Origin of the sequence: Mycobacteroides immunogenum (assembly GCF_001605725.1) — a bacterium.
Classification (GTDB): Bacteria; Actinomycetota; Actinomycetes; order Mycobacteriales; family Mycobacteriaceae; genus Mycobacterium; species Mycobacterium immunogenum.
The window spans coordinates 3,321,685-3,347,496 of record NZ_CP011530.1 but is presented as its reverse complement, the minus strand read 5'-3'; the positions used below and the strand labels follow the sequence as shown (position 1 = coordinate 3,347,496).

Annotated in this window: 31 protein-coding genes; 19 read left to right on the top strand and 12 right to left on the bottom strand. The window is 63.1% G+C overall.

The genetic code is table 11. From position 1 onward, the window contains the following. Window positions 1–82: 82 nt before the first annotated feature. Window positions 83–2,593: an FtsK/SpoIIIE family DNA translocase gene (locus ABG82_RS16380; protein WP_043078023.1), complete on the top strand. Its 2,511-nt coding sequence runs from the start codon at window positions 83–85 to the stop codon at window positions 2,591–2,593. Here the strand turns inward: ABG82_RS16380 and ABG82_RS16375 are convergent. Both ABG82_RS16375 and ABG82_RS16370 read right to left on the bottom strand, forming a co-directional pair. After that, entirely contained in the window at window positions 2,590–3,246 is a 657-nt protein-coding gene (locus ABG82_RS16375; protein ID WP_043078022.1) for a carboxymuconolactone decarboxylase family protein, read from the bottom strand. The two genes, ABG82_RS16380 and ABG82_RS16375, sit on opposite strands and share 4 nt — an antisense overlap. Window positions 3,247–3,286: 40 nt before the next feature. Further along, window positions 3,287–3,832 carry an amino-acid N-acetyltransferase gene (locus ABG82_RS16370; protein ID WP_078343253.1) on the bottom strand — a complete coding sequence of 182 codons (546 nt, stop codon included), beginning with the start codon at window positions 3,830–3,832 and terminating at the stop codon, window positions 3,287–3,289. A 42-nt stretch (window positions 3,833–3,874) separates the two neighbouring features. On the opposite strand from ABG82_RS16370, the gene pgsA reads away from it, so the two are divergent. Continuing rightward, entirely contained in the window at window positions 3,875–4,474 is a 600-nt protein-coding gene (gene pgsA, locus ABG82_RS16365) for a CDP-diacylglycerol--glycerol-3-phosphate 3-phosphatidyltransferase (protein ID WP_078343252.1), read from the top strand. On the opposite strand, the gene ABG82_RS16360 is transcribed toward pgsA, so the two are convergent. Then, on the bottom strand, window positions 4,471–5,709 hold the full coding sequence (locus tag ABG82_RS16360; protein WP_043078020.1) for an FAD-dependent monooxygenase: 1,239 nt from the start codon (window positions 5,707–5,709) through the stop codon (window positions 4,471–4,473). The two genes, pgsA and ABG82_RS16360, sit on opposite strands and share 4 nt — an antisense overlap. Before the next feature lie 306 nt (window positions 5,710–6,015). On the opposite strand from ABG82_RS16360, the gene pabB reads away from it, so the two are divergent. Genes pabB through ABG82_RS16345 form a run of 3 tightly spaced genes read left to right on the top strand, consistent with a single transcriptional unit; the run spans window position 6,016 to window position 9,351 of the window. Then, the gene (gene pabB, locus ABG82_RS16355; protein WP_043078019.1) at window positions 6,016–8,079 is read left to right on the top strand and encodes an aminodeoxychorismate synthase component I; all 2,064 of its coding nucleotides are present in this window, start codon (window positions 6,016–6,018) and stop codon (window positions 8,077–8,079) included. Then, on the top strand, window positions 8,076–9,026 hold the full coding sequence (locus ABG82_RS16350) for a prephenate dehydrogenase dimerization domain-containing protein (protein ID WP_052511012.1): 951 nt from the start codon (window positions 8,076–8,078) through the stop codon (window positions 9,024–9,026). The genes pabB and ABG82_RS16350 overlap by 4 nt, the downstream gene beginning before the upstream one ends. Window position 9,027: 1 nt before the next feature. Continuing rightward, window positions 9,028–9,351 carry a chorismate mutase family protein gene (locus ABG82_RS16345; protein ID WP_043078018.1) on the top strand — a complete coding sequence of 108 codons (324 nt, stop codon included), beginning with the start codon at window positions 9,028–9,030 and terminating at the stop codon, window positions 9,349–9,351. On the opposite strand, the gene ABG82_RS16340 is transcribed toward ABG82_RS16345, so the two are convergent. Beyond that, a complete protein-coding gene (locus tag ABG82_RS16340) occupies window positions 9,329–10,015 on the bottom strand; it encodes a winged helix-turn-helix transcriptional regulator (protein WP_043078102.1) in 687 nt (228 codons plus the stop codon). The genes ABG82_RS16345 and ABG82_RS16340 overlap by 23 nt on opposite strands. Window positions 10,016–10,079: 64 nt before the next feature. Here ABG82_RS16340 and ABG82_RS16335 point away from each other — a divergent pair, with 64 nt between their 5' ends. The 5 genes from ABG82_RS16335 (at window position 10,080) to ABG82_RS28600 (ending at window position 13,600) form a co-directional block, all read left to right on the top strand. Then, window positions 10,080–10,946 (top strand): alpha/beta fold hydrolase, encoded by an 867-nt coding sequence (locus ABG82_RS16335; protein WP_043078017.1) that lies wholly within the window; start codon window positions 10,080–10,082, stop codon window positions 10,944–10,946. A 149-nt stretch (window positions 10,947–11,095) separates the two neighbouring features. Next, the gene (locus tag ABG82_RS16330) at window positions 11,096–11,446 is read left to right on the top strand and encodes a helix-turn-helix domain-containing protein (protein ID WP_043078101.1); all 351 of its coding nucleotides are present in this window, start codon (window positions 11,096–11,098) and stop codon (window positions 11,444–11,446) included. 131 nt (window positions 11,447–11,577) lie between these two features. After that, a complete protein-coding gene (pspA, locus tag ABG82_RS16325; protein ID WP_043078016.1) occupies window positions 11,578–12,387 on the top strand; it encodes a phage shock protein PspA in 810 nt (269 codons plus the stop codon). 110 nt (window positions 12,388–12,497) lie between these two features. After that, window positions 12,498–13,328 carry a phage shock envelope stress response protein PspM gene (pspM, locus tag ABG82_RS16320; protein ID WP_054429038.1) on the top strand — a complete coding sequence of 277 codons (831 nt, stop codon included), beginning with the start codon at window positions 12,498–12,500 and terminating at the stop codon, window positions 13,326–13,328. A gap of 104 nt (window positions 13,329–13,432) precedes the next feature. After that, window positions 13,433–13,600, top strand: coding sequence for a hypothetical protein (locus ABG82_RS28600; protein ID WP_052511018.1), 168 nt, complete (start codon window positions 13,433–13,435; stop codon window positions 13,598–13,600). 4 nt (window positions 13,601–13,604) lie between these two features. Here the strand turns inward: ABG82_RS28600 and ABG82_RS16310 are convergent, their stop codons facing one another. Continuing rightward, entirely contained in the window at window positions 13,605–14,039 is a 435-nt protein-coding gene (locus ABG82_RS16310) for a limonene-1,2-epoxide hydrolase family protein (protein ID WP_043078013.1), read from the bottom strand. Window positions 14,040–14,140: 101 nt separating this feature from the next. Then, window positions 14,141–14,584: a limonene-1,2-epoxide hydrolase family protein gene (locus ABG82_RS16305; protein ID WP_043078012.1), complete on the bottom strand. Its 444-nt coding sequence runs from the start codon at window positions 14,582–14,584 to the stop codon at window positions 14,141–14,143. Between the two features lie 41 nt (window positions 14,585–14,625). On the opposite strand from ABG82_RS16305, the gene ABG82_RS16300 reads away from it, so the two are divergent. The 6 genes from ABG82_RS16300 (at window position 14,626) to recX (ending at window position 19,555) form a co-directional block, all read left to right on the top strand. Continuing rightward, a complete protein-coding gene (locus ABG82_RS16300; RefSeq protein ID WP_043078011.1) occupies window positions 14,626–15,783 on the top strand; it encodes a glycosyltransferase in 1,158 nt (385 codons plus the stop codon). Between the two features lie 4 nt (window positions 15,784–15,787). Continuing rightward, window positions 15,788–15,982, top strand: a complete 195-nt coding sequence (locus ABG82_RS16295; RefSeq protein WP_043078010.1) for a DUF3046 domain-containing protein — start codon at window positions 15,788–15,790, stop codon at window positions 15,980–15,982. Between the two features lie 143 nt (window positions 15,983–16,125). Next, entirely contained in the window at window positions 16,126–16,998 is an 873-nt protein-coding gene (locus tag ABG82_RS16290; RefSeq protein WP_043078009.1) for an alpha/beta fold hydrolase, read from the top strand. A 14-nt stretch (window positions 16,999–17,012) separates the two neighbouring features. Beyond that, window positions 17,013–17,702 carry a haloacid dehalogenase type II gene (locus tag ABG82_RS16285; RefSeq protein WP_174544370.1) on the top strand — a complete coding sequence of 230 codons (690 nt, stop codon included), beginning with the start codon at window positions 17,013–17,015 and terminating at the stop codon, window positions 17,700–17,702. 232 nt (window positions 17,703–17,934) lie between these two features. Next, the gene (gene recA / locus ABG82_RS16280) at window positions 17,935–18,975 is read left to right on the top strand and encodes a recombinase RecA (RefSeq protein WP_043078007.1); all 1,041 of its coding nucleotides are present in this window, start codon (window positions 17,935–17,937) and stop codon (window positions 18,973–18,975) included. Beyond that, on the top strand, window positions 18,941–19,555 hold the full coding sequence (recX, locus tag ABG82_RS27760) for a recombination regulator RecX (RefSeq protein WP_078343251.1): 615 nt from the start codon (window positions 18,941–18,943) through the stop codon (window positions 19,553–19,555). Before recA ends, recX begins: the two co-directional genes overlap by 35 nt. Before the next feature lies 1 nt (window position 19,556). Here the strand turns inward: recX and ABG82_RS16270 are convergent, their stop codons facing one another. Both ABG82_RS16270 and ABG82_RS16265 read right to left on the bottom strand, forming a co-directional pair. Beyond that, entirely contained in the window at window positions 19,557–19,940 is a 384-nt protein-coding gene (locus tag ABG82_RS16270) for a hypothetical protein (RefSeq protein ID WP_043078005.1), read from the bottom strand. 94 nt (window positions 19,941–20,034) lie between these two features. After that, on the bottom strand, window positions 20,035–20,553 hold the full coding sequence (locus tag ABG82_RS16265; protein ID WP_043078004.1) for a CGNR zinc finger domain-containing protein: 519 nt from the start codon (window positions 20,551–20,553) through the stop codon (window positions 20,035–20,037). Between the two features lie 146 nt (window positions 20,554–20,699). Here ABG82_RS16265 and ABG82_RS16260 point away from each other — a divergent pair, with 146 nt between their 5' ends. The 3 genes from ABG82_RS16260 to ABG82_RS16250 are packed head-to-tail and all read left to right on the top strand — an operon-like array spanning window position 20,700 to window position 22,516. Next, complete coding sequence (locus ABG82_RS16260) at window positions 20,700–21,161, top strand: VOC family protein (RefSeq protein WP_043078003.1); 462 nt, start codon at window positions 20,700–20,702, stop codon at window positions 21,159–21,161. Window position 21,162: 1 nt separating this feature from the next. Then, window positions 21,163–22,050 (top strand): pyridoxamine 5'-phosphate oxidase family protein, encoded by an 888-nt coding sequence (locus ABG82_RS16255; protein WP_043078002.1) that lies wholly within the window; start codon window positions 21,163–21,165, stop codon window positions 22,048–22,050. A gap of 13 nt (window positions 22,051–22,063) precedes the next feature. Then, window positions 22,064–22,516, top strand: coding sequence for a nuclear transport factor 2 family protein (locus ABG82_RS16250; protein WP_043078001.1), 453 nt, complete (start codon window positions 22,064–22,066; stop codon window positions 22,514–22,516). Here the strand turns inward: ABG82_RS16250 and ABG82_RS16245 are convergent, their stop codons facing one another. The 4 genes from ABG82_RS16245 to ABG82_RS16230 are packed head-to-tail and all read right to left on the bottom strand — an operon-like array spanning window position 22,517 to window position 25,771. Continuing rightward, the gene (locus ABG82_RS16245; protein WP_043078000.1) at window positions 22,517–23,380 is read right to left on the bottom strand and encodes an amino acid ABC transporter permease; all 864 of its coding nucleotides are present in this window, start codon (window positions 23,378–23,380) and stop codon (window positions 22,517–22,519) included. Continuing rightward, complete coding sequence (locus ABG82_RS16240; RefSeq protein WP_043077999.1) at window positions 23,377–24,060, bottom strand: amino acid ABC transporter permease; 684 nt, start codon at window positions 24,058–24,060, stop codon at window positions 23,377–23,379. Before ABG82_RS16240 ends, ABG82_RS16245 begins: the two co-directional genes overlap by 4 nt. Continuing rightward, on the bottom strand, window positions 24,057–25,043 hold the full coding sequence (locus tag ABG82_RS16235) for a glutamate ABC transporter substrate-binding protein (RefSeq protein ID WP_043077998.1): 987 nt from the start codon (window positions 25,041–25,043) through the stop codon (window positions 24,057–24,059). The genes ABG82_RS16240 and ABG82_RS16235 overlap by 4 nt, the downstream gene beginning before the upstream one ends. Beyond that, entirely contained in the window at window positions 25,043–25,771 is a 729-nt protein-coding gene (locus ABG82_RS16230) for an amino acid ABC transporter ATP-binding protein (protein ID WP_043077997.1), read from the bottom strand. Before ABG82_RS16230 ends, ABG82_RS16235 begins: the two co-directional genes overlap by 1 nt. Window positions 25,772–25,812 lie beyond the last annotated feature (41 nt).

Sequence of the window (25,812 nt, the reverse complement as noted above, 5' to 3'; positions counted from 1 at the left end):
GGTGACAAAACATTTGCTTACTAGCGGTTTTGTCCGTGTTGCAGATGGTGCAGATGTGACTGTTGCGACTAGGCTGTCGCCTATGGCGAGTAAGACTGTCAGCCGCTCGGGCGGCCGGAACACCAAATCGGGACCCCGGTCGCGCAACACCGCGCCCACTCGTCGTCCGGCACCACGGCGCCGCAATCAGCGGCGCAACCAGCACTGGACGACGCCACTGGTCGCGCTCGGGCGAGGGGCGCGCACGGGATGGCGTGCGTGCGCCCACGGTGTCGGTTCATTGTTCCGGTCAGTGGGCCGGGCTCGCGACATCGAACACGGACATCGACGTGACGGCATCGCCCTGGCGTTGCTGGGCCTGGCCTTCGTGGTGGGCGCCAGCTCCTGGTTCCACGCGGCCAAGCCGGTAGGCGGCTGGATCGACAGTGCTTTCCGCGCGGTTGTCGGGTCCGGTGTCGCGCTGGTTCCCATTCTTGCGCTCGTCATCGCCGTGTTCCTGATGCGCACCGAACCGAACCCCGAGGAGCGCCCACGCCTGCTGCTTGGCTTCGCCATGGTCGCGCTGCCCATCCTGGGCCTGTGGCATCTGTTCGCAGGATCTCCCGACTCGCCCGAGGGGCGCTCGGCCGCAGGCGGATTCGTTGGCTTTGTGATCGGCGGACCGCTTGCCCAGGGGCTGACCGCATGGATCGCGGCGCCCTTGCTGGTGATGGCGATCGTCTTCGGAGTGCTGCTGTTGACCGGGACCACGATTCGCGATATCCCGGACACCCTTCGGAACATGTTCGCGCCCAGGGATTACGAGGAATGGGACGACGAGGACTACGACGAGGACTACAACGACGAGTACGACGAATACGACGCGGCGGAGCCCGAAGAGGACTACGCGCCGACACGTGAATTCAAACGCGGTGCCACTCCGATGGACAACTATCCGGTCGAGCAAGAGGCTGCCGTCGCACCCGAGCCGCCCGCCCCGCCCGCGCCCAAGCCGGCACCGGTGGTCAAGTCGACCAAGAAGGCCAAGCCGAAAGCACAGATGCCTGTTGTCGATCGGGTGATCGAAGGCCCCTACACCCTGCCGTCGCTGGACTTACTGATTGCGGGAGATCCGCCCAAGGAAAGCAGCGCCGCGAACGACGACATGATCGCCGCCATCAGCGGGGTGCTTGAGCAGTTCAAGGTCGACGCCGCGGTCACCGGTTTCAACCGCGGTCCCACCGTCACCCGCTACGAGGTCGAACTCGGCCCCGGCGTGAAGGTGGAGAAAATCACCGCCCTGCAACGCAATATCGCCTACGCGGTGGCCACCGACAGCGTTCGTCTGCTCGCCCCCATCCCGGGTAAGTCGGCGGTGGGTATCGAGGTGCCCAACACCGATCGGGAGATGGTGCGTTTGGCCGACGTGCTGACCGCGCCCGAGACCCGCCGCGATCACCACCCGCTGGTTGTGGGGCTCGGCAAGGACATCGAGGGCGACTTCATCTCGGCGAACCTGTCCAAGATGCCGCACCTGTTGGTCGCCGGTTCCACCGGCTCGGGTAAGTCGAGCTTCGTCAACTCCATGCTGGTCTCGCTCTTGGCGCGGGCCACGCCGGAGGAGGTCAGGATGATCCTGATCGACCCGAAGATGGTGGAATTGACTCCCTACGAAGGCATTCCGCACCTCATCACGCCGATCATCACCTCACCCAAGAAGGCCGCCTCGGCACTGGCCTGGCTGGTCGAGGAGATGGAACAGCGCTATCAAGATATGCAGGCCAGCAAGGTTCGGCACATCAACGATTTCAATGCGAAGGTGCGTTCCGGAGAGATCACCACGCCGCTGGGCAGCCAGCGCGAGTACCGGCCATACCCGTTCATTCTGGCGGTGGTCGACGAGCTCGCCGACCTCATGATGACCGCGCCGCGTGACGTCGAGGAAGCCATCGTGCGCATCACCCAGAAGGCCCGTGCGGCAGGCATCCACCTGGTGCTGGCCACCCAGCGTCCATCGGTGGACGTGGTCACCGGCCTTATCAAGACGAATGTGCCCTCGCGCCTTGCCTTTATGACGTCATCGCTGACCGATAGCCGCGTCATCTTGGATCAGCCGGGCGCTGAGAAGCTCATCGGTATGGGTGACGGACTGTTCTTGCCCATGGGAGCTGGGCGGCCCATCCGCATGCAGGGCGCGTTCATTACCGACGAGGAGATCTCCGCCGTCGTCGCCGCGTGCAAGGAGCAGGCCGAGCCCGAGTACACCGAGGGCGTCACCACCACCAAGGTCGGGTCAGCGGGACCGGGCAAGGATGATGTCGATCCCGACATTGGTGACGACATGGACGCTCTCCTGCAGGCCGTTGAGCTCGTGGTGTCGAGCCAGTTCGGCTCGACATCCATGCTGCAGCGCAAGCTACGGGTGGGCTTCGCCAAGGCGGGCCGCCTGATGGACCTGATGGAGACACGCGGAATCGTCGGCCCCAGTGAGGGTTCCAAGGCGCGCGAGGTGATGGTCAAGCCCGAGGACCTCGCCGGGGTGCTTGCCTCGATCCGGGGCGGCGGTGGAGCCGACGAGGACGAGGACGACGGCGGAGTCCCCGAGGACTTCTAGGCGTTCTCGTCGCGCCGTAACGCGATGGCGTCGCCCACGTCGAAGGATGTGAATCCTTCGGGTGCGGCGATCTCCACAATCGGCTCGTCGCGGTTGTCCCATTCCAAACGCAGCGCGGTGCTCATCACGGCATGCATTTCGTACATGGCCGTGATGTAGGTGAGTTCCAGGATCTCCTCGTCGGAGAGGTGAGCCTGCAGCGCGGCGAACACGCCGTCGGGTACCCGGCCCCCATCGAGCACCAGGCAGTCGGTATAGGCCAGCACCGCGCGCTGCACCGGGGTGAAGCATTCCGCCGTACTCCATGACGGGATCGCCGCGATCATCTCCTCGGTCATCCCGACGATGCGACACGACTTGCAGTGCTGAGAGAACACGAACTGGCTGCGCCGCGCCCATCCGGCCCGTGTCTGCCCGAGTTCTCGCAGTACCGGATCGAGCCTGCGGTTGGGACTGCGGTAGAACGCGAAACCCTGGACCGAATGCTTCAGCGCATCGGGGACGAGCGCGAAAACCGTCCACCAGTCACCCGGTGTGCCCGTAGTCGTTCCCGGATCGGTGACAGGGTCTCGGTCGCCGAAAATCTGGTCGTACATGCGATGGACAAGTTGATCATCGGTTTCGGCACGGGAAACCTGGCGCAGACGTGGCATGCCTCGATCATGGCTGACCGCCGTACCGGGTAAGCCGTAATTAGAGATGTGCGAGCATGCGGGTATTGCCGAGGGTGTTCGGCTTCACGTAGCTCAGGTCCAGGAATTCGGCAACGCCGGTGTCGTATGACCGGCACATCTCCTCATACACCTCCGCTGTCACCGGAGTGCCGTCGATTTCGCGAAAGCCGTGCTTGGTAAAGAAGTCGACTTCGAAGGTCAGCACAAAGACCCTCTTGAGTTCGAGTTCCCTGGCCACATCCAGCAGGCGGCTGACGAGCGCGTGCCCCACACCGGAGCCCTTGAGCCGGGGGTGCACCGCGATGGTCCGCACTTCGCCCAGATCCGACCACAGCACGTGCAACGCGCCGCAGCCCACTATCTCCCCGGCGAGATCGGCCACCCAGAATTCCTGCACCGCCTCATAGAGCGTCACAAGGTTCTTTTCCAGCAGAATGCGCCCGGCATAGACGTCGACAAGTGCCTTGATGGCAGGGACATCGGAGGTACGGGCACGACGGACAGTCACCGAGGGGGCGGTCTGCCCGGGATTGTCCGAGATGCCAGATGTACCTTCTGCGCTCATGCGTGAACAGTAGCCAGCCCCAGAACAGATAGGGTGTTTGACGTGCCGATGCCACCGGAAACCCAGCCTGATTCCGCGGCCTCTGCTGCGCCGGTGCCGGTGCTGAACATCGCCAACGTGCTGACGGTGCTGCGCATCGCGCTGGTACCGGTGTTCGTCATAGTCCTGTTCGTGGAGGGTGGGCACCAAACTTCTTGGCGCATTGCCGCTTTCGGGGTGTTCGCGCTGGCCATCGCGACCGACCGCTATGACGGCATCATCGCGCGCCGCTACGGTTTGATCACCCCATTCGGCCAGCTCGCCGATCCGATCGCCGACAAGGCCCTGATTGGCGCGGCGCTGGTAGGGCTCAGCCTGCTCGGAGATTTGTCGTGGTGGGTCACCGCGGTCATCCTGGTGCGCGAGATCGGGATCACCGTTCTACGCTTCTCGGTGCTGCGCCATGGCGTGATCCCCGCGAATCGGGGTGGCAAGCTCAAGACCTTGGTGCAGTCGTTGGCGATCGCCGGCTATCTGTTGCCCTTGACCGGGTATTGGCACACCGCCGCCGTAGTCCTGATGGGGTTCGCGGTATTCCTCACTGTTCTTACCGGCCTTGACTACCTGGTGCAGGCCCTGCGCCCACGGCCGAAAGCCGCCTAGATTCCCGCTGAAATGTCCTGATCCTTGAGGCGGGCCGTCTTGCTGCCCCGCGTCAACGCGGTGAGCAGCGTCCGCGTGAACGGTGTGTGGATGAGCCGGGCCACGCCGCGCCGCACGAGCAATTCCCGGCGATTTTCGGGCGTGAAGAAGAATCGCTGTTTGAGCCCATAGCCTTGGTAGGCGTCGATGAACGGCCTGAGCGCGCGCTCCCACTCGGCAAATGCCGTGCCCGGGTCGTCGGGGTGGCGGGCCAGCATGGTGCCCAGCAGCTCGGGGCCGGCCAGCGCCGAGGAAACCCCCAGTCCGGAGTACATCGTTTCGCACCAGGCGGCGTCGCCGACGAGCACCACGCGATCGCGGTACCAGCGAGGCATATGAACCTGCTCGACGGAGTCGAAGAGATACTGGTCGGTGCGGTCAAAGGCGTCGAGTACTTCACCGAGGATCGAGCCGTAAGGGGCGGGTCCGAACATTCTGCGCAAGCGCGCCGCGGCCGGCTCGGTGAACTCCGCGTCCACGTCCTCGGTGCGGTACGAGAGCTGCGCGGTGGGCATGCGGTCGCGCATCGGATAGATGATCAGGGAGCGCCCCGCCTCCACCAACCACGCTCCGTCCTGCACCGCCACAGCGGTGAGTTTCTCCGGCATTTCGAATGTCGCCACCATGTGGTTGAGACGCCGCAAGTACTGCTCATCCGGCCCGAATACGAGCTTTCGTACCGTAGAGCGCAATCCGTCGGCGCCGACGACGAGGCCGAATTCTTCGGTGCGGACGGTGGTATCGCCTGAGTTGGCGGTGCTCGACAGCGTTACCGAGGCTCCGCCGGCGTGCTGTTCGATCTTCATCGGAGTGGTGGAGTAGCGGATCTCGATATCGTCGGGAAGTGCGTGAAACGCGGCGGCTTCCACGTCGCCGCGAAGCACCATCCATGCCTCGCCGGGCAGATCGGTGAAGTTCATGCCCACTCGCCGGCGGCCCCGCCGATCGCACTCGTAGGAGATTCCGGTCGGGCGCCGGTCACGCAGATGTGGTGAAATGCCCAGCCGGGCCGCGGCCGATCTGCCCGAACCGAAGACGATGACGAAATTGCCGCCGGTGCGGCGCGCCGGAGCACGTTCCACGATGATCGGCTTCCAGCCGATCTGGTGTAGCCGAATCGCCGCGGCCATTCCGCTGATTCCCAGCCCGACGATGAGCGCCCGCCTATCTTCTCGGGGTGGCTCAGCACACGACATGGCTATTTCCTGCCTGGGTTACATCCAAATGCGGGAGCGAAGACTCAGCATGGCTTTGTGTGCACCGCATGGTGCATCATGCCCCACCTTTACCGATCTGGTCTGGCCATTCGGAAAGACATATTTATTGGGCATGACTGATGCGAATGCCTGCAAGTCCGGATTGCTCTGGGGTAGCGTGCATCAACTGATTCGAAAAGCGCCCATGAAATTGACATACGGGAGTAACCAAATTAGGAGTCAGGCTAAGTTCTTGCATCAACGCCGTAGTCGGTGCGGCCGTTGCCGGCCTATGGGGTCACCGCAATGAGAACACTGCTGATTGATAACTATGACTCGTTCACCTATAACCTGTATCAACTCATAGGCGAGGTTTGTGACCGGCCGCCCACCGTGGTGAGAAATGACGTGCAGTGGTCGCAGCTGATACTCGATGACTTCGACGCGATTGTCATATCGCCCGGACCGGGACGGCCGGACCGTCCGCGCGACTTCGGGATCAGTGCCCGGGCCATCACGGAGAGCGGATTGCCCACGCTGGGTGTCTGCTTAGGCCATCAAGGTATCGCGCAGTTGTTCGGTGGATCCGTCCGTCGTGCCCCGGAGCCAATGCATGGGCGAACATCAAAGATGTGGCACAACGGAACTGGCTTGTTCAAGGGCCTGCCGTCGCCCATGTCGGTGATCCGGTATCACTCTCTGGTCGTTGAGGACACGCCGGCGGATCTGGAGGAGATCGCGTGGACTGATGAAGGCCTACTGATGGCCGTGCGCCATCGAACGGCACCCATTTGGGGGGTGCAGTTTCATCCCGAATCCATCGGGACCGAGTGGGGCGCTGAGCTCATGGCCAATTTCCGGGATCTGGCCCTGCGGTCGCCGCGGCAGGGTCGGTCAAAGCTACCGGTGCGGCGATCGTTCACTGTGGGCTCACGAGTTCTCGCGAATTGCCCCGACGCCGCCCTCGTCTATCAAGAATGCTTTGCCCAATCGTCAATGTCGTTTTGGTTGGACAGCAGCGCGGCTATCGAAGGCGTGTCACGTTTCTCCATCTTGGGAAGCGGCGAAGGTCCGCTGGCCGAGTTTGTTTCCTACCGGGTGTCCGAACAAAAAGTTCGGGTGACGACATCGGGCGGTGGTGAGGAAACGGTCCAGGGATCCATTTTTGACTATCTCGACCAAGAGTTGAAAGCGCGATTCGCGGAAAAGCCCGAGGAACTCCCATTCAACTTCAATCTCGGCTATGTCGGCTTTCTTGGCTACGAGCTGAAGGAGGACCTGTTCGGGGCGAATGTCCATACTTCTCGGACACCGGATGCGGCAATGTTGTTTGTCGATCGTGCGGTAGTCATCGATCACCAGCTCAATCAATGTCATGTACTCGCCTTGGCCGCGCCCGAGGATCACGCCGCCGACGATTGGGTGGAGGCGATTTCGCGGCGCATCGAGTCGCTCCCGGAGGCCGGGCCGGCTTCCGGGGAGCCGCCGGCACTGGCGCCCATCCCCGATGTTTTTGAGCAGCATGGCCTGTTGCGGCCATGGCATGGCAAGGGTGCGTACGTGCGCCGGATCGAGAGATCCCTCGACGAGATACGCGACGGGGAGTCCTATCAGATCTGCCTGACCAACCAGGTTGAGGTCACTGCCGATATCGAGGTGCTGGAAACGTATCTGCGGCTTCGGCGCGTCAGCCCGGTGCCCTACGGGGCGCTGCTGCAGTTCCCGGGACTCGCGGTGCTCAGCGGGTCCCCGGAGCGATTCCTCGCAATAGGTCCGGATCGCGTCGTTGAGTCCAAGCCGATCAAGGGGACGCGGCCCAGGGGAGTGACCGAAGCCGACGATGAGCACCTCAGGTCGGAGCTCATGCACAGCGAGAAGGATCGTGCGGAGAACCTCATGATTGTGGATCTCGTGCGCAATGACCTCAACGCGGTGTGTGAGGTGGGCTCGGTACATGTTCCCCACATGATGTATGTCGAATCGTATTCCTCTGTACATCAATTGATCTCAACGATTCGGGGTACTCTGCGTGGTGGGGTGAGCGCGGTGGATTGTGTCCGGGCAGCCTTTCCCGGCGGATCCATGACGGGTGCGCCGAAGCGACGGGCCATGGAGCTGATCGACAGGCTCGAAGACGGGCCACGGGGTGTGTACTCGGGTGCGCTGGGCTGGTTTTCGCTGTGCGGCGCTGCTGATCTGAGCATTGTCATCCGAACACTCGTTGTCGCCGACGGGCTGGCGACATTCGGTGTGGGCGGTGCCATCGTCGCGCTGTCGGACCCGCAGCGCGAATACGAAGAAACCGTGGTCAAGTCGCGCGCGATCCTGACCGCGCTCATGAAAACAAAGGCGGGCGAACGGCAATCGTGAGCTGTATCGAGAATGTTGTCGTCGTTGGTGGTGGCGGTGCGGTAGGTGCCATGTTCGCCGATCTGCTGACAAAGGCCGGTCTGCCGACCACGGTGGTGGACCTGCCGGGCGCGGTGGACGGTGTACCCGAATGCGCCTGTGAGGTGATCGAAGGGGACGTCTTGCGCCCCGGGGAGCAGCTGCGGACGGTCCTGGCCGGCGCGGATCTGGTGCTGCTGGCTCTGCCCGAACATGTCGCGTGCGCCGCCGTCCCGAAGGTGGCGTCGATGCTCAAACCGGGCGCCCTGCTTGCCGATACCCTTTCGGTGAAAGCAGGAGTGGCGGCAGCCTGGGCGTTGGTCGAAGCAGATGTCGAGGCGGTGAGCCTGAACCCGATGTTCGCGCCCTCGCTGGGGGCTACCGGGCGCCCTGTGGCGGCGGTCGTCTTGCGCGACGGGCCCAAAGCCGCCGCGCTGATGCGGCTCATCGAAGACGGCGGCTACCCGGTTGTCCGGATGGAACCGGACGAACACGATACGATCACCGCGGCCGTACAGGCCATGACCCACGCGGCCCTCTTAGGGTTCGGTCTGGCGTTGCGGCACAACGATGTTGCCCTGGAGCCGCTGTTGCGGGTGGCGCCGCCGCCCTTTCAGGCCTTACTCGCTCTGGTGGCACGCGTAGCCGGTGGAACACCCGAGGTCTACTGGGATATCCAGCAGGCGAATCTCCACGCCCCGCAATCTCGGGAGATGTTATCGACGGGCCTGCGGCGGTTGAATAATGCTGTGGCGCTGGGAGAGTCGGATTTCAGTGGGCTTTTTGCCGATATCAACGAATTCTTGGGTCCCGCTGGGCACCTGCTACGCGAGCACGCTCAGACCATGCTGACCGTTCTGCCTGGTGCCTGGCCGGCGCCCTCGGATCGAAAGTCGTCGTGGGGCAGCACCTTCGGGAGAAAGGAATGAGATGACGGTACAGCTGACACCACAAAGCGGTGGTGACGCACCTGCCGCGCTTCAGGTACTACGCGCAGAGCTGGACACGATAGACGCGCAATTCCTGGACGCGTTGCGCCGAAGAATCGAGTGCTGCGTGCGGATCGCCGAGTGCAAGTCTGATACCGGAATAGCAGTGCTGCAGCCACATCGGATCACCTTCGTCAAGCAGCGGGCGGCCCACTACGGGGCACAGCACGGAATTGATCAGGACTTTCTCGACAGGCTCTACGACCTGATCATCGGTGAGACATGCCGGGTGGAGTCAGTGGTCATGGGCTTGCCGGTTGATTGACGCGTTCTGGCTGCGGTGATGCCGGGCCGCCTGCGTGTCGCGGTGCTTCGAAAAAGTCGCGCAGAGCGGATTCATCGCCTTCGATACTGACCAGTGTCGCGACGTCCTCCAGCTTCAGCACGCCCGCGGCGAGTCCCAGTACGAGCTGCGCCTCGGCGGTGAGCACCGCATCCAGCTTGCGGCCGTCGGATGCGCCTACGTCGATGCCGGATGCGGTGGCTCGTAATTGGACAGTGGTCCCGGCCACTGAGATTCCCACGGCTATCGACGGATCCTTGGGCATCCGACCGTCGAACAAGGCGGGCAATGCCACCAACAGGCCGGTGGCGCGGAATTCGTCCCCTTCGGGGCCCCGGACCATTAGCGGCGTCGACCAGCGGATAAGTGCGTTGATGGGCTCGCGTAGCTGCGCACCCCAGGGTGTCAGCGCGTAGGTGATAGCGCTGCTGTCGTCGGCTAGTCGCCGCCCAATGACGCCGGCCGTCTCCAGTTCGCGGAGTCGGTTGGTCAGCAGATTCGTGGCGATGCCAGGCAGCCCGTCTCGCAGCTCGCCGTAGCGGGCCGGCCCGATCAGGAGCTCACGGACGATCAACAAATTCCACCGGTCGCCCACCACGTCCAAGGCCCGGGCAAGTCCGCAGTACTGACCGTAATCTCGACTCATCACCATCTGCTTGATAATCTAAAGTTCAGGTGATTATATCATCTGAACTGGTGGGAGGATCGCGATGGCGTTCATGGGACGGCCCACGTGGGTCGATGACAAGTTGTTCCCCTTCGAAAGCCGATTCGTCGACATCGATGGGCACACCGTGCACTATGTGGACGAAGGCTCGGGGCCCACGCTCCTATTTCTGCATGGCAACCCGACGTGGTCATTCGACTACCGCAGAGTGGTCGAATCGCTTAAGCGGGAATTTCGTTGTGTTGCAGTGGATTACCCGGGATTTGGACTGTCGGTCGCCGCGCCGGGATACCGGTATCTGCCCGCTGATCACGCCCAAGTCATCGAACGGTTCGTAGCGGCGCTCGGGCTGAACGGAATCACACTGGTCGCTCACGATTGGGGTGGGCCGATCGGGTTGGCGGCAGTTCAGCGCCATCCGGGAATCTTCGACCGTCTGGTGCTGACCAACACGTGGGCATGGCCTGTCAGCGATCCGGTCGTGCAGCTCATGTCCCATGTGCTGGGCAGCCCGATGGGGCGTCTGCTAATTCGCCAGCTCAACCTCTTCGTGAATCTGATGATTCCGATCGGGCACCGTCTGGCCAAGCCCACCGCCGAACAGATGGCCCACTATCGGAAGGCCCTCGACAGTCCCGCGCGACGCGAGGCCTCTGCGGTCTTCCCCCGCGAGATCACTTCGAGCCGGGCCTTTCTCGCCGAGATTGAAGCTCGCTTGACCGGCATCGCGGCACTGCCGGCGTTGATCATCTGGGGTGATGCCGATTTCGCATTCGGGGACAAAGAGCTGCGGCGGTGGGAGCGGACCTTCACCGATCACAAGACGGTCATCGTCGAAGGTGCTGGCCACTTTGTCCCGTCCGACGCTCCTGAACAGTTCGCGGCCGCGATCCGCGGCTGGCACCCGTAGTCGCTGCGTCGTGCGGTGCGACTGGCCCGGTTCAACTGGAGTTGAGGCGTCTGTCACCTCCGGGGAACCTCTGCGTGCGCGGCAACGTTGAGCAAGGCAGACTCAACTACTACGCGGTATGGACGCGGACAGAGGTTAAGGAGAAAGACATGGCTCTGTTGCTTCGAGAGGCCATCGGCGACACCCTGCGGAGCGCTCGTTCCGGGCAGGGGAAGACCCTGCGTGAGGTGTCGGACTCGGCACGCGTCAGTCTCGGGTACCTATCCGAGGTCGAGCGCGGCCGCAAGGAAGCCTCCAGTGAGCTGCTGGCCGCGATCTGTGGAGCGCTCGAGGTCCCCTTGTCGCAGGTGTTATCCGAGGTCAGCGAGAGACTGTCGCGCCGGGAACTGCCCGTTGTGGCCCCCGGAACCGCAGTGGCCGCACCCGCCGGCTCGGTCAACGGGATCGATGTGGCCACCAAGGTGGTCATTCCGCAGGTTCGCGCAATGGCGGCCGCCTAACTACTGTGGCGATCGCATTGTTTCGCGCCCGGTAGGGGGTGTGGGGATCGGCATGCAACAGATAAGTTGGGACCCACGCAGTCGTAGTTAGCGGCGACTACCGGCATCCAAGCAGAAGGCGGATCGATCTCATGGCTAACCCGTTCGTCAAGGCGTGGAAGTACCTGATGGCACTGTTCAACGCGAAGATCGACGAGAACGCAGACCCGAAGGTGCAGATACAGCAGGCCATCGAGGAGGCGCAGCGGAACCATCAGGCACTCTCGCAGCAGGCCGCTTCGGTCATCGGTAATCAGCGTCAGCTGGAGATGCGCCTCAATCGTCAGCTCGCCGACGTCGAGAAGCTGCAGGTCAACGTCCGTCAGGCCCTGACCTTGGCCGACCAGGCGAACACCGCGGGCGATGCCGCGAAGGCGACCGAATACAACAACGCCGCCGAGGCGTTCGCCGCCCAGCTGGTCACCGCCGAGCAGAGTGTGGAGGACCTCAAGGCTCTGCACGATCAGGCGCTTGCCGCCGCGGCCCAGGCCAAGAAGGCCGTCGAGCAGAACGCGATGATGCTGCAGCAGCGCATCGCCGAGCGCACCAAACTGCTGAGCCAGCTGGAACAGGCCAAGATGCAGGAGCAGGTGTCCGCCTCGCTGCGATCGATGAGCGAGTTGGCCGCTCCCGGAAACACGCCGAGCCTGGACGAGGTACGCGACAAGATCGAGCGCCGCTATGCCAACGCTCTCGGTCAGGCCGAGTTGGCGCAGAACTCGGTGCAGGGCCGCATGATCGAAGTGCAGCAGGCCAGTGTCCAGATGGCCGGGCATTCGCGTCTGGAGCAGATCCGCGCCTCCATGAAGGGCGAGGCCCTGCCCACCGGTGGCACCGCCACCCCGGCACCCGCCGCGGCCCCGGAGCAGGCCAACCCTGCCAATCCGCTGGGACAGCAGTAGCTTTCTTCTCCTTACTCCGCCGAGGGCGAGCATCAGTGCTCACCCTCGGCGGAGTTGTTTCATCGGTATTCACCCTCGGCGGACGCCGGATTTTCGGGCACAATGTGAACATGACACCCCAACCGCCTCGCCGCGCCGCGGTGCACGGAGGCTGGGAACAGCTGCTGCGCCGCCTGGCCACCAACGTCAACGATCTCGGCGAGGAACTCGCGGCACGAATGCGCGCGATGTCCGATAAGCGTGAGAAGCTGCTGCGAAAGCGGCTGCGAGCCAAGCGTTGGAGCATCCGTTGGGCGCTGGCCTGCGTGGCGGGCCTGCTGGTCACCACGGTGCTGGCCACCACCGGGGCGCCGCCCTGGCTGCTGATCATTCCTGCGCTGCTGACGGCGGGCTGCGCGATTCCGGCGACCTATCTGTTTGTGCGGTACCGCTTTCTCAAGGCGGAGCCGCTGCCGCCACCGCGTCCCGGGGCGCAGCGGCGGCTGCCCCCTTACGGATCCTCGGCCCGCCCGCCGATGGCAGCCCTGGATGCGGCCGAGCGTTCACTTTTCTCCCTGCTCGGCGTGGTTGAACGGGGCAACATGATTCCGGGTAGCGAAGGGCGGCAGGTTCTTTCGGCTGCCAACCGCGCCGCGTATGTGATGGCCGCGACCGCCAAGGAAGTGGTGTCCATGGAGCGGGCTGCCGCAGAAGCCCCCCACACGCACGAATACCTGCAGCCGACCATCAAGGCATTCACCGCCCAGCTCGACACGGGCGTGCGTCAGTACAACGAACTGGTCACTGCGGCAGCGCAATTGGTTTCTGCGGGCAATGGCGGTGGGGGAGTGGTCGCGTCGCCGATGTCGCGCGGACCGCTTTTCGACGATCTGGTGTCGGCCACCGATCGTCTTACCGGGTGGGCCGGTGCTCTCGACGAGCTCGGCCAGCTATCAGGGTAATCCCCGATCTTTCCCTGATCTTCGGTGCTCCGGGTTCCTCAGGCGCCAATCGTCCTGCCAGGCTTGTGCTGTCGCAGCAAGTCGAAAGAACGGTGGTACCGGCGGTGTGGAAGATCATTGGAGTGCTGCTGCTGGTGGTATGGCTGGCATTCCTTGTAGTGGGTGCCATCTTCAAGCTTGTCGTCCCGATGCTGGTGGCTGGTGTGCTGATCCTCGGCGGCGTGCTGCTCTACCGTGCGGTGACGGAATCGGACAAGACGCCGCTGCCGTGACTGCTCACAGCCGCGGGCGCAGCGCGGGGAAGGCGATTCCGGCGATCCCGCGCACGAAGCCCTTGGTGATATTCCAGACGTCGGCGTAGTCACGCCACAGCGTCAGCTTGCCGTCGTCGGTCAGCTCGGCGACACCACATACCCAAAACGCGATATGCAGCGGGCCCACGATGACGACATCCGTGCGTTCCGTCATCACCGTCTTGCCGTCGGCGGTGATCCTGTGGATCTTGACGTCGAAACCGGCTCCCGGCAGATTCAGGGCGGATAGGGCTCGCATCACCGTGGCGCGTCCCCGGACCGTGGGCAGGCCGACATTCTCCCAGCGGATGGTGTCATCGAGTAGGAGGTCGAGGCTGCCCAGATCGCCGCGGCGCATGGCATCCCAAAATCTCTCGACGATCTGCATGGGGCGCGTGAGGGTGAGCGTGTCCGTCATGAGACAACGGTAGGCGCGTACCAGAGCTCAGAAAAGGGTGGCCGCCGGATATCGGGTTGTACCCCAAGGCGGGTCGGGCCGATTCGTAGGCCGACTAGCGGTCAGAAACGTGGCCGCAGTGCGGGTAGCGGGATGGCCACCAGGCCACGCAGGGTCGCCTTGAACATGTCGAACATGTCGAAGTAGTCGCGCCACAAGGTGATGGTGCCCTCGTCAGAGACCTCGAAGACTCCGCACACCCAGAACTGCAGGCGTAGCGGCCCGAGAACGATCGCGTCGTGGCGTTCGTTCATCACGGTGTTCCCGTTGGTTGTGGTGCGGTGAATCTTCACTTCGAACCCGAAACCGGGTCGCTTGAGCGGCTCGAAGACCTTCAGCGCCGCGCGGCGTCCATAGATGGTGGGTAGGCCAACGTTCTGATACACGAGGTTCTCGTCCAGGACCTTTTCGGCGAACTCGGTGTCGCCGTCCTGTGCGGCTTCCAGGAAGCGGGTGACGGTTTCGGCTGGGGTCAGGGTGGAGCGTTCCAGCGTGGTATCGGTCATGCGTTTCAACGTAGCCCGAATCGCTGTGGCAGGGTAGGGCGGTGCGTGTTGCCGTGGTCGCCGGTCCCGATCCCGGGCATGCCTTTCCCGCCCTGGCATTGTGTCTGAAGTTCGCGGCGGCCGGCGACGACCCGGTGTTGTTGACGGGCACACGCTGGCTTGATCAGGCTCGGGTGGCGGGCCTGCGATCGGTGGAGCTATTGGGCCTACAGCCCCGGGTTGACGATGACGACGCGGACTCGGGCGCCAAAATTCATCAGCGGGCCGCGCATATGGCATTGGCCAATCTCGATCAGTTGCGTGACCTGGCTCCGGATCTCATCATTTCCGATGTCATCACCGCCTGCGGCGGGATGGCCGCCGAGCTGCTCGGAGTGCCGTGGGTGGAGCTGAATCCGCACCCGTTGTACCTACCATCAAAAGGATTGCCGCCCTTAGGAAGTGGTTTGGCGCCCGGTGTCGGTTGGCGTGGCAGGATGCGTGACGGGTTGATGCGCCGGCTGACCCAGAAGTCGATTGACCAGGGGCTGCGGCAGCGGTCGGAGGCTCGCGTGCGGATCGGGCTGCCCGGACGGGACCCCGGGCCCGCGCGCCGATTGATTGCGACACTGCCGGCACTGGAGGTGCCGCGTCCCGATTGGCCGGATGAGGCGGTTGTGGTGGGGCCTCTGCACTGGGAGCCCACTGACGTTGTGTTGCAGCCGCCTTCGGGTTCTGGACCGATGGTCGTGATCGCGCCGTCGACAGCCTTCACCGGGGCCGAGGGCATGACCGAGCTGGCGGTGCGGGCCCTGGAATCGGCTGGTGCGCGCGTGGTCATTTCTGCTCTGGAACCTCCCGCGGCGGGGTTGCCGTCGTGGGCGGTTGCCGGGCTGGCGCGCCAGGATCAACTGCTGGCCGGCGCCGACTTGGCCATTTGTGGTGGGGGGCATGGGTTTTTGAGCAAGGCGCTGTTGGCTGGAGTGCCGGCGGTGGTGGTTCCGGGTGGTGGCGACCAATGGGAGTTGGCGAATCGTGTTGTGCGACAAGGCAGCGCCGAATTGGTGCGGCCGCTGAATCGCGATTCGCTGGCGTCGGCGATCGGCCGCGTCTTGGGTGAGCCGCGCTATGCCGAGGCCGCGCGTACGGCCGCGGCGGGGGCCGGTGCTGTCGCGGATCCGGTACGGGTGTGCCAGGACGTCTTGGCGGCCCTAAGGTGACGGTGTGCGTCTGACGGAGTTTCACGAGCTTGTCCACGGCCGATTTGGTGCGGCCTATGGCTCGTCGGTGCTGGTCGATCATGTGTTGACGGCCCTCGGCGGGAGGACGGCGTCGCAAGCCGTCGAGGACGGGGTGGAGCCACGGGATGTGTGGCGCGCGCTATGCGCGGATTTTGACGTGCCGCGCGATCAGTGGTGAGTTGGGGGAACGTTCTTCTCTCTCTCCTGGCGCGCGGGCTGCGCTCTACCTACCCGCATTGAACTAACCGCTTAAATCTCATTGACAGGTTATGTGACACATGTTTGACTCCTAACTATCAAAATAGTTTTAAGGAGTTAGTCATGAGTCTGGACGTGCTGCATCGCTACGCCACCGTTGACGGGCACCGACTGTTCTATCGCGAGGCGGGACGCGAGGAGGCTCCGGCAATCGTGCTGCTCCACGGGTTTCCGACCAGCTCATACATGTTCCGGAACCTGATTGAGCGCTTGGCCGACGACTACCGCGTGATAGCTCCGGATCACCTGGGCTTCGGCTATTCGGACATGCCCTTGGTAAGCGAATTCGACTACACCTTCGACGCACTCGCCGATCTCACGCGAGGACTCCTGGATCAGCTGGGGTTGAGTCGTTACGCGATCTACGTGCAGGACTACGGTGCCCCCATTGGCTGGCGGCTGGCGCTGAATCGTCCCGGCTCCATCACCGCGATCGTCACGCAGAGTGGCAATGGATATGACGAAGGATTCGTCGAGGACTTCTGGACGACCGTTTGGGATTATCAGCGCGCACAGACCGCTGAGTCGGAGGCGGCGATTCGTACCGCGCTGGACGTCGAGGCGATCAAATGGCAGTACTTGACCGGCGCCCCCGACGAGGCCGTGGTCAGTCCCGATACCTGGACCTTGGACAGTGCGCTGTTGTCGCGTCCGGGCAACGACGAGATCCAGCTGAAATTGTTCCGCGACTACGCCACCAACGCGCCGATGTATCCGGCACTGCATGAGTATCTGCGAAGCAGCGGAGTGCCTGTTCTGGCCGTGTGGGGCCGCAATGACCCGATCTTCGGCCCGGACGGCGCGCGGGCCTTCAGGCGGGACGCGCGGAATGCGGAGATCCACCTGCTCGACGGTGGCCACTTCCTGTTGGAGACCGCGGGAGAGCACGTGGCGGCGCTGATCAAGGCATTCCTGCGGCGCGTCGGCGCAGAATAAGTGCCATGGCTGCTATCGACCGCCCGGAGGTTCTCGTGTTCGACGTCAACGAGACTCTCATCGACATCGAATCGCTGAATCCCTATTTTGCAAGGGTTTTCGGTGATTCCGGGGTGCTCCGGGAATGGTTCGGGCAACTGGTTACTTACTCGATGACCGTCACCCTGGCGGAATGCTACGCGGATTTCTTCTCGCTGGGGCAATCGGTGTTGAGAATGATCGCCGAGTACCGCGACGTTGAACTCACCGACGAGGACGTGTTGGCTTTGACTGATGCGATGGCCTCGATGCCGCCGCATCCCGATGTGCCGGAGGGGCTTTCGCGGCTGCGGGACGACGGCTACCGGTTGGTGGCACTCACGAACTCGCCGAGTCGTGCCGGCTGTGCCACGCCATTGGAGCGGGCCGGCCTGGGTGACTACTTCGAGAGCCGGCTCAGTGTCGACACATTGCGTGTGTTCAAACCCGCACCGGCGCTCTATCGGTATGCGGCGCAGCAAGCGGACGTGGCCCCGTCGGCGTGCATGATGGTCGCGGCGCATGTCTGGGACACCATCGGCGCCCAGGCTGTCGGATTCGGGGGTGCGCTCATCATGCGCCCTGGCAATGCGCCGTTACGCGCTTCTGTTGTGCCCCAACCGGATCTGGTGGCCGCTGACGTCATTTGCCTGGCTCGGCAACTGGCGCGGACATTCAGGAAATAGACGGATCGGACGATCCGGGGGAGATGTCCATGCCGGTTGCTCTCCGAGGATGACGCGCGTCGATTTTTCCGGCGTGTCTATGCGTGCAATCGAACAGATGTTCGCCTACAGTGGGTGATGTTCGAGCGAGATGGTTTTCGCAGGTCAGTCACTTGTCGGTGGTTGGGTTTAGCGTCTGCCTCAACCGATCGGGAACCCGATCTTCGAACATAACGACGAAACGGAGAACACCATGGCGCAGGCACCGGATCGCGAGAAGGCTCTCGAGCTCGCGCTCGCACAAATCGACAAGAGTTTCGGTAAAGGCTCGGTCATGCGGTTGGGCGACGAGGTGCGCCAGCCCATCTCCGTGATCCCCACCGGATCCATCGCGCTGGACGTGGCACTCGGTATCGGTGGCCTGCCTCGCGGCCGCGTCATCGAGATCTACGGTCCGGAATCTTCGGGTAAGACCACGGTGGCGTTGCATGCCGTGGCCAACGCACAACGTGCCGGCGGCATCGCGGCGTTCATCGATGCCGAGCACGCTCTGGATCCCGAGTACGCCAAGAAGCTCGGTGTCGACACCGATTCGCTGCTGGTATCACAGCCCGACACCGGTGAGCAGGCGCTGGAGATCGCCGACATGCTGGTGCGCTCCGGCGCTATCGACCTCATCGTCATCGACTCGGTGGCCGCGCTGGTGCCACGCGCTGAGATCGAGGGCGAGATGGGCGACAGCCACGTCGGTCTGCAGGCTCGTCTGATGAGCCAGGCGTTGCGCAAGATGACCGGCGCGCTCAACAACTCCGGTACCACCGCGATCTTCATCAACCAGCTGCGTGAGAAGATCGGCGTGATGTTCGGTTCGCCCGAAACCACTACTGGTGGTAAGGCTTTGAAGTTCTATTCCTCCGTGCGCCTGGATGTGCGTCGTATCGAGACTCTCAAGGACGGTACCGAGGCGGTGGGTAACCGCACCCGCGTCAAGGTTGTCAAGAACAAGGTGTCGCCGCCGTTCAAGCAGGCCGAGTTCGACATCCTCTACGGCAAGGGCATCTCCAAGGAGGGCTCACTCATCGACATGGGTGTGGAGCAAGGCTTTATCCGTAAGTCCGGTTCCTGGTTCACGTATGAAGGTGAACAGCTGGGCCAGGGCAAGGAAAATGCCCGCAACTTCTTGCTGGAGAACGTCGATGTCGCCAATGAGGTCGAGAAGAAGATCAAGGAAAAGCTTGGTATCGGAGCGGTGCTGACCGATGACGAAGTCGTCCCGGCCCCAGTCGATTTCTGATTCGGCTTCTCCACCGGGTTCACAAGGAACCCTTGACGATCTGCGAGCCCGGATCGCGTCGGTCCCCGAAGCCCCGACGCGTGAACCGGTTGACTCGCGGGACGAGCAGGCGTGGTCATTTTGCCTACGCCTGTTGACAAGTCGGGCGCGTACCCGCGCCGAGCTGACCCAGAGGTTGGCGCGGCGCGGGTACCCCGATGATGTCTCTGATCGAATTATGGATCGGCTGACTACTGCCGGACTGGTTGATGACGAGGATTTCGCCGCGCAATGGGTGCAGTCCCGGCATACGTATTCCGGGAAAGGTAAGCGCGCCTTAGCGGCAGAGCTGCGCACCAAGGGGGTATCTGCCGAGAACGCAGCCGCCGCGCTCGCGCAGATCGACGGAGATGCCGAGCGATCACGGGCCGCCGAGCTGGTGGCCAAGAAGCTCCGGTCGGAGAACCTGGATGACGGCGGGATCAAGGCGGCGCGACGATTGGTGGCCATGCTTGCGCGCCGTGGCTACGGCCAGTCGATGGCGTATGACGTGGTGAAGAATGCCCTTGCTTCGGAAAACGACCGACGAAACGTCGGGTGAGTTATAGCCCGAAGGGGCGAGCCGGGGGATTCGGTGGCGGATCGCCCTCGTCGGTGCCATTGGAGCGCATGCTCATGGACGCCTCGGCGGAGGGGGACTGGACGCCCGGCAGGCAAGGCACTTGGCGAGAGATCGTCTTGAACGGCCCGATCTCGGTGTCCTCGTTAAGCATCGGCAGCGGGCCGCAGTTGCCCTTGAAATGCGCGTCCATAGTGAACGGGGTCGGGTTCACGCAGGTCAGATTCATGCCGATGGGTGTCGCAACCTGCAAGCAGTCGAAGTTCAGCGGAGCGCCGTAGGCCACCGGCGCACCCGACAGTGCCGCCCCCGTGCATGCCGCTCCGAAGACGGCGGACACGCCGATGGTCAATACGATGTTTCGCATGGTGATTATGGTAACGAAGTGATACCTGTTACGTAATACTTCGATTGTGATAGTTGAGTAAGAATCTAATCTGTGATGCGGCTGTGAAGTGGGACTACGTGGTCTTCGCGTAGTGCCGAGCGGCCTTTGCTCTGTTCCCGCAGGTCGCCATCGAATGCCACCGGCGTGCCCCGTTCTTGGATGTGTCATAGAAAAACAGCACGCACTGCGGGTGGGCGCACTGTTTGATCCGATTGGGCGATTCGGAGAGCAGGGCGAGCAGGTTATCGGCAGCAAGCCAGCCGGCGAGCCAGTGTGATTCGGGAACCTCCGCGGTGTCGAGTGGCCCGTCCGCGGTCAAGGAGCGGCGGATCGCGCCACGGGACAGCACGGCGTTCAGGCCGTCGATGTGTGAATCCTTCACCGCGTGATAAATGGCTTCGCGGGCAGTGCGGAGTGCCTCGAGTGTCCTGTCGTCGACTGTGCATCGGTCGTCAAGGTCATTGGTGTGCAGCCAGATTCGCAGACCGTCCAGATCGGTTAAAAGATCCTGCGGCCCATCGCCACTCATCCACCGGGTGTTCAGTAGGTCCAGTGCGAGCGGTTCATCGAGATGTGGGCGTGGATCGGGCATGGGCCTGAGGTTAGCCGCCTCCTTGTCGGGTGAGCCTGTCCTAGAAATCATAACCGGTAAAAGTCGAATAGATGGTTGACGATGCTGGTTTGTGATGATTACTCTCTAACCGGCAATACTTTGTTATCGGTTAGAGAGGGTTTCTCATGAGCACAGCCATCGCGCCCCGTGTCGTCACCGGCCACGTCGGCCTGAACGTCAGTAACCTGACGCGGTCCATCGCGTTCTATCGGCAGGCGTTCGGATTCGATGAACTCGCGGTGAGTGCCGAAGGTGCGCGGCGGTTCGCATTTCTGGGATTCGACAGCGGTCCCGTGCTCACCCTCTGGGAACAGAGCAGCGGGGAATTCTCAGCGGCCACACCGGGCTTGCACCATTTGTCGTTCCAAGTGGATTCCATACAGCAGGTGCGGCAGGTGGAGGCGATCTTGAAGCAACTATCGACGGTGTTCGCCCACGACGGTGTTGTCGCACACCAGGAGGGCGTGGCCTCAGGAGGCATCTTCTTCGCCGATCCTGACGGAATACGCCTCGAGGTGTTCGCGGCGGTCGGTGCCGAACAGCACCAAGCGCCAGCGGGCGAATCGCCGACCTGTGGGTTCTTCTGAGATGACCTACCATGGCGGCGAGCTTGCCGTTCAGCGGCGAATGGGTCAGTCCGCCAGCGCTATTCGAGTCGGGCGGATTATCTCGGCAGATATACCGGAGGTTGCGGCGACCTTCCTGTCAGCCCAGCCGATGGTGTTTGTCGCGGCGCGAGATGACAGTGGCCGGATGTGGGCGAGCCAGATTGTCGGCCCGCCGGGGTTCGCGCATGCCACCGATGCCCGAACCGTCGCGATCGACGCGATGCCGGTCTACGGTGACCCGTTGGCCAGCGTGCTGCGGTCGGAGCGCAAGATTGGGATGCTCGCGCTACAGCCGCAGCGCCGGCGCCGGATGCGTGTCAACGGCACCGCCGTACCGTCGAAGGACGGACTGATTGTCACCACCGATCAGGTGTACTCGAACTGTCCCAAGTACATCGCGCGGCGTGACGTCTCGGGTATCGGCCGCGGATTGCCCGGCGACGCGCGCCGTGGGGCATCTCTCAATGCCGCACAACAGAAGACAGTGTCGCTGGCCGACACCTTCATCATCGGGACGGCCGACGATGAAGGCAACGCGGACACATCGCATCGGGGCGGCAATCCGGGTTTTCTGCGGGTGCTCTCGCCGAATCTGCTGCGCTGGCCCGATTACCTGGGCAACTCGATGTTCATGACGTTGGGAAATCTGCACGTCGACCCGCGATGCGGCGTATTGATTCTGGATTGGCACACCGGATCGACGTTGCAGCTCACCGGGACGGCTCGCCTGAATTGGGACGAGGCGACCTTCGCTCCGGGTGCGCAGTGCTCGGTCGACTTCACCGTCGAGGAAGTTGTTGAGATCATCAATGGGAGCCCGCTGCGGTGGGGGAATCCCGAACCTTCGCCGGCGAATCCGCCGCTGTAGACAAGGAAGACACATGACACGCCCACCCTTGCCGCCATTCGACATCGACTCCGCCCGTCAGAAAGTACGGGCCGCCGAGAATGCCTGGAACACTCGCGACCCACAGCGCGTCGCCGCCGCCTACACCGAGGACTCGGTATGGCGAAACCGCGACGAGTTCATCACCGGCCACGCCGAGATCGTGGCGTTTCTCACCCGAAAGTGGGCCAAGGAGAACGGGTATGCGTTACGCAAGGAGCTGTGGGGTTTTCGGGAGAACCGGATGGCCGTGCGGTTCCAATACGAGTGGCACGATGAGGCCGGGCAGTGGTGGCGCAGTTACGGAAACGAGCTGTGGGAATTCACCTCGGAGGGTCTAATGTCGCGGCGCGAAGCCAGCATCAACGACACCCCGATCGCCGAAGACGAACGCCGTATCTTCGGCCCGCGGCCTGAAGGCGACGAGTCGTCACTACCGATCCGCTGACTACTCGCCGTAATCCTGGCGCAGGTCTTTCTCGATGCTCTTTTTCCGTCTGCCCTCGCGCAGTTGACGTTCGATTCTGGTGGCCAGCGACGACAGGGCGAAATTGATGAGGATCATGATCACCGCGACCACCACGAGGGCGGGTAGGTAGTTCCCGTAGTACGACGCCGACCGAATGCCCGATCGCACCACCTCGATGTACCCGAAGGCGTAGCCCAGTGCCGAGTCCTTCAGCGCGATGACCATCTGCGAAATGAGCGCCGGCAGCATCGCGGCAATCGACTGGGGAAGCAGAATGAGCCGCATCATCTGCGACTTGCGCATGCCCAGCGCGACGGCCGCCTCGGACTGCCCCTTCGGTAGCGATTGGATGCCCGAGCGCAAGATCTCGGCGATGACCGAGCCGTTATACAGCGACAGTCCTGTCACCACTGCGGCGAATGCCAAATATTCGGACGGGAAAACAGCCTGCTGGCCGTACAGGTAGTAGGAGAACACCATCAAGATCAGCACCGGGATGGCGCGGAAGAATTCCACGAGAGAGCTGGAAATCCAACGCACCGGGCGGTGCTCGGAAAGTCGGCCGATACCGAGCACCGCACCGAGTGCCAACGCGAACACAATCGACAGCGCCGCCGCGGTGACGGTCCCCAGCAACCCCGGCAAGATGTACGTGGTCCACGTGTTCAGGCGCAGGAAGGGTGACCACTTTTCCGCGGTGAGCTGCTCGTTGGCCACGAGAGTCCAGATCACCCACGCCGCCGCCGCACACACCAGGGCGGTGAACGCGACGGCGATGACCCGATTGAGCGCGCGGCCCTTCGGGCCGGGTGTGTCATACATGACTGTGGCACCGCCGGTCATCGCTTCACCGCCAGCCGCTTTGCGAAGTATCCGAATGACAGTCCGATAGTCAGCGTGATCACCATGTACCCCGCCGCGATGATGAGGAAGATCCAGACGATCTGATCGGCGAACAGCTCGATCTCCGAACGCATCAGCAGGGCGGCCTCGGCGACACCGATCGCCGAGGCTATCGAGGTGTTCTTCACGAGCGCGATCAGCACGCTGCCCAGCGGGGCCAAGACCGACCGCATGGCCTGCGGCAGCACGATGAGGGTAAAGACCCGCCAGAACGGCAACCCGAGGGACCGGGCTGCCTCGGCCTGGCCCAGCGGCACGGTGTTGAAGCCCGAGCGCAGCGTTTCACACACGAAAGTCGCCGTGTACAGGGAGAATCCGAGAACCGACAGCCAGAAGTTGTTGTTTCTGATGAAGTTGGAGTTCTCGGGCGCCAATGCGATACCGAGGTTCTGGTAAAGCCCCACCGAGCAGAACAGAATGATCAGGGTCAGCGGCGTATTGCGGACCAGGTTGACGTACCAGGTGCCGAAGATCCGCATGACCGGCACCGGTGACACCCGGAATTCGGCGAGGACGGTGCCCCATACCAGGGAGCCCACCGCGGAGAAGAACGTCAGTTTCAGGGTGGTCCAGAAGGCGGGCCACAGCTGCGGTCCCATGCTCGCCCACAGCGCGCTCATGCGGCCTCACATGCCGGATCGGCGACAGGCTTGGTGCCGGTGATCTTCTCGATCGCAGCGGGTGAGGGGTCGGGTCGTAACCCGTAGGTGCCGCCCTGGGCGCGCTTCTCCCAATCGGTGATTGTGCTGTCTCCGAGGGCTTCCCGTAGGTCGCTATCCCATGCCCCGGTGGTGATCATCTTGTCCAGTGCGCGATCGATGGCTTCGATGGCTGCGGTGTCGCCCTTGGCCAGCCCGATCCCGTACACCTCCCGGGAGAAAGGGTCGCCATTGTGCCTCTGCCGCTTAGGGCTTCCGATACACAGCGGCTTGCTCAGCTCGTAGTTCATCTGAATCAGCTTGAACTCACCCTCGTAGCGCTTGGCGTATCCGGCCAGGATCGTCTCGTCGGTGGTCAGCGCGTCGACCTTGCCGCGCCGCAACGCCTCGACGCACGAGGAGTACGAGTCGAACTCTTGCAACTGGACGCCTGGTAACAGGTTCTTGACGTTCTGCGCCGGTGTCGAGCCGGACACCGAGCACAGTTTCTTGCCGCGGTTCAGGTCATCCAGCTTGGTCAGCGAATCGTCGGCCTTGCGCACCAGGAGCCCCTGATAGGTGATGAGATACGGGCCGGCGAATGAAACCTTCTGGGCGCGACTGTAGTTGACCGAATAGCTGCCCGCGATCATGTCCACGGTGCCGTTGTCGATCAGTTGTTCGCGCTGCGCGGACGGGGTCTCGTACCAACGGATGGTTGGGTGCGCCACGCCCAGCTCGTCGGCAATGGCGTTGACCACGTATTCGGAGATCTTGACGTCGAAGCCGCTCATCTTCTTGTCGGGATGCTGTAGGCCCACACCCGGCTGATCAAACTTGGTGCCAAGGATGACGGTGCCGCCGCGGATCGACCCGAGCAGTTGTCGGGGCTCGGTGCTGCCACACGAACTGATCAGCGCGGCGAGCACGGCCAGAGCTACCACTAGCGCGGTGTGCCGGCTCATCAATGCCCGAGGATCTTTCCGAGGAAATCCTTGGCGCGTTCGGACGTCGGATTGGTGAAAAAACTCTCCGGATCGGAGTCCTCGACGATCGCCCCGTCGGCCATGAAGATGATCCGGTCGGCCGCCTTACGCGCGAATCCCATCTCGTGGGTCACGACCAGCATGGTCATGCCCTCCTTGGCCAGCGAGACCATCACGTCCAGAACCTCGTTGACCATCTCGGGGTCGAGGGCGGAGGTGGGTTCGTCGAACAGCATGACCTTGGGGCCCACGGCCAGCGACCGGGCGATCGCGACGCGTTGCTGCTGGCCACCGGACAACTGTGCGGGGTATTTGTCTTTCTGGCTGGCGATACCGACCCGCTCCAGCAGTTCGATCGCGCGCTTGCGTGCCGTCTCTTTGTCGTGTTTGCGCACCTTGATGGGTGCCAGCGTCACGTTGTCCAGGATCGTCTTGTGTGAGAACAGGTTGAACGACTGGAACACCATGCCGACCTCGGCGCGCAGGTGCGCCAGCGCGCGGCCCTCCTCGGGCAGCACCTCGCCGTCGATCCGGATGGTGCCGCTATCGATGGGCTCGAGGCGGTTGATCGTGCGACACAGCGTCGATTTACCGGAACCTGACGGGCCGAGGATGACGACGACCTGGCCGCGTGGAATTTCGAGGGTGATGTCCTTGAGCACGTGCAGGTCGCCGAAATGCTTATCGACATGCTCGAGGGAGATCATGGGGACGCTGGTTGCGGGGGAATTTTCCCCGCTCGTTGACG

Bases quoted from the DNA above. Each gene is read 5' to 3' on its own strand.
- ABG82_RS16380 (WP_043078023.1), top strand. From the start codon at position 83: ATGGCGAGTAAGACTGTCAGCCGCTCGGGCGGCCGGAACACCAAATCG.
- ABG82_RS16375 (WP_043078022.1), bottom strand. From the start codon at position 3,246: ATGCCACGTCTGCGCCAGGTTTCCCGTGCCGAAACCGATGATCAACTT.
- ABG82_RS16370 (WP_078343253.1), bottom strand. From the start codon at position 3,832: ATGAGCGCAGAAGGTACATCTGGCATCTCGGACAATCCCGGGCAGACC.
- ABG82_RS16360 (WP_043078020.1), bottom strand. From the start codon at position 5,709: ATGTCGTGTGCTGAGCCACCCCGAGAAGATAGGCGGGCGCTCATCGTC.
- pabB (WP_043078019.1), top strand. From the start codon at position 6,016: ATGAGAACACTGCTGATTGATAACTATGACTCGTTCACCTATAACCTG.
- ABG82_RS16345 (WP_043078018.1), top strand. From the start codon at position 9,028: ATGACGGTACAGCTGACACCACAAAGCGGTGGTGACGCACCTGCCGCG.
- ABG82_RS16340 (WP_043078102.1), bottom strand. From the start codon at position 10,015: ATGAGTCGAGATTACGGTCAGTACTGCGGACTTGCCCGGGCCTTGGAC.
- ABG82_RS16335 (WP_043078017.1), top strand. From the start codon at position 10,080: ATGGCGTTCATGGGACGGCCCACGTGGGTCGATGACAAGTTGTTCCCC.
- ABG82_RS16330 (WP_043078101.1), top strand. From the start codon at position 11,096: ATGGCTCTGTTGCTTCGAGAGGCCATCGGCGACACCCTGCGGAGCGCT.
- pspA (WP_043078016.1), top strand. From the start codon at position 11,578: ATGGCTAACCCGTTCGTCAAGGCGTGGAAGTACCTGATGGCACTGTTC.
- pspM (WP_054429038.1), top strand. From the start codon at position 12,498: ATGACACCCCAACCGCCTCGCCGCGCCGCGGTGCACGGAGGCTGGGAA.
- ABG82_RS16310 (WP_043078013.1), bottom strand. From the start codon at position 14,039: ATGACGGACACGCTCACCCTCACGCGCCCCATGCAGATCGTCGAGAGA.
- ABG82_RS16305 (WP_043078012.1), bottom strand. From the start codon at position 14,584: ATGACCGATACCACGCTGGAACGCTCCACCCTGACCCCAGCCGAAACC.
- ABG82_RS16290 (WP_043078009.1), top strand. From the start codon at position 16,126: ATGAGTCTGGACGTGCTGCATCGCTACGCCACCGTTGACGGGCACCGA.
- recA (WP_043078007.1), top strand. From the start codon at position 17,935: ATGGCGCAGGCACCGGATCGCGAGAAGGCTCTCGAGCTCGCGCTCGCA.
- recX (WP_078343251.1), top strand. From the start codon at position 18,941: ATGACGAAGTCGTCCCGGCCCCAGTCGATTTCTGATTCGGCTTCTCCA.
- ABG82_RS16270 (WP_043078005.1), bottom strand. From the start codon at position 19,940: ATGCGAAACATCGTATTGACCATCGGCGTGTCCGCCGTCTTCGGAGCG.
- ABG82_RS16265 (WP_043078004.1), bottom strand. From the start codon at position 20,553: ATGCCCGATCCACGCCCACATCTCGATGAACCGCTCGCACTGGACCTA.
- ABG82_RS16260 (WP_043078003.1), top strand. From the start codon at position 20,700: ATGAGCACAGCCATCGCGCCCCGTGTCGTCACCGGCCACGTCGGCCTG.
- ABG82_RS16255 (WP_043078002.1), top strand. From the start codon at position 21,163: ATGACCTACCATGGCGGCGAGCTTGCCGTTCAGCGGCGAATGGGTCAG.
- ABG82_RS16250 (WP_043078001.1), top strand. From the start codon at position 22,064: ATGACACGCCCACCCTTGCCGCCATTCGACATCGACTCCGCCCGTCAG.
- ABG82_RS16245 (WP_043078000.1), bottom strand. From the start codon at position 23,380: ATGACCGGCGGTGCCACAGTCATGTATGACACACCCGGCCCGAAGGGC.
- ABG82_RS16240 (WP_043077999.1), bottom strand. From the start codon at position 24,060: ATGAGCGCGCTGTGGGCGAGCATGGGACCGCAGCTGTGGCCCGCCTTC.
- ABG82_RS16235 (WP_043077998.1), bottom strand. From the start codon at position 25,043: ATGAGCCGGCACACCGCGCTAGTGGTAGCTCTGGCCGTGCTCGCCGCG.
- ABG82_RS16230 (WP_043077997.1), bottom strand. From the start codon at position 25,771: ATGATCTCCCTCGAGCATGTCGATAAGCATTTCGGCGACCTGCACGTG.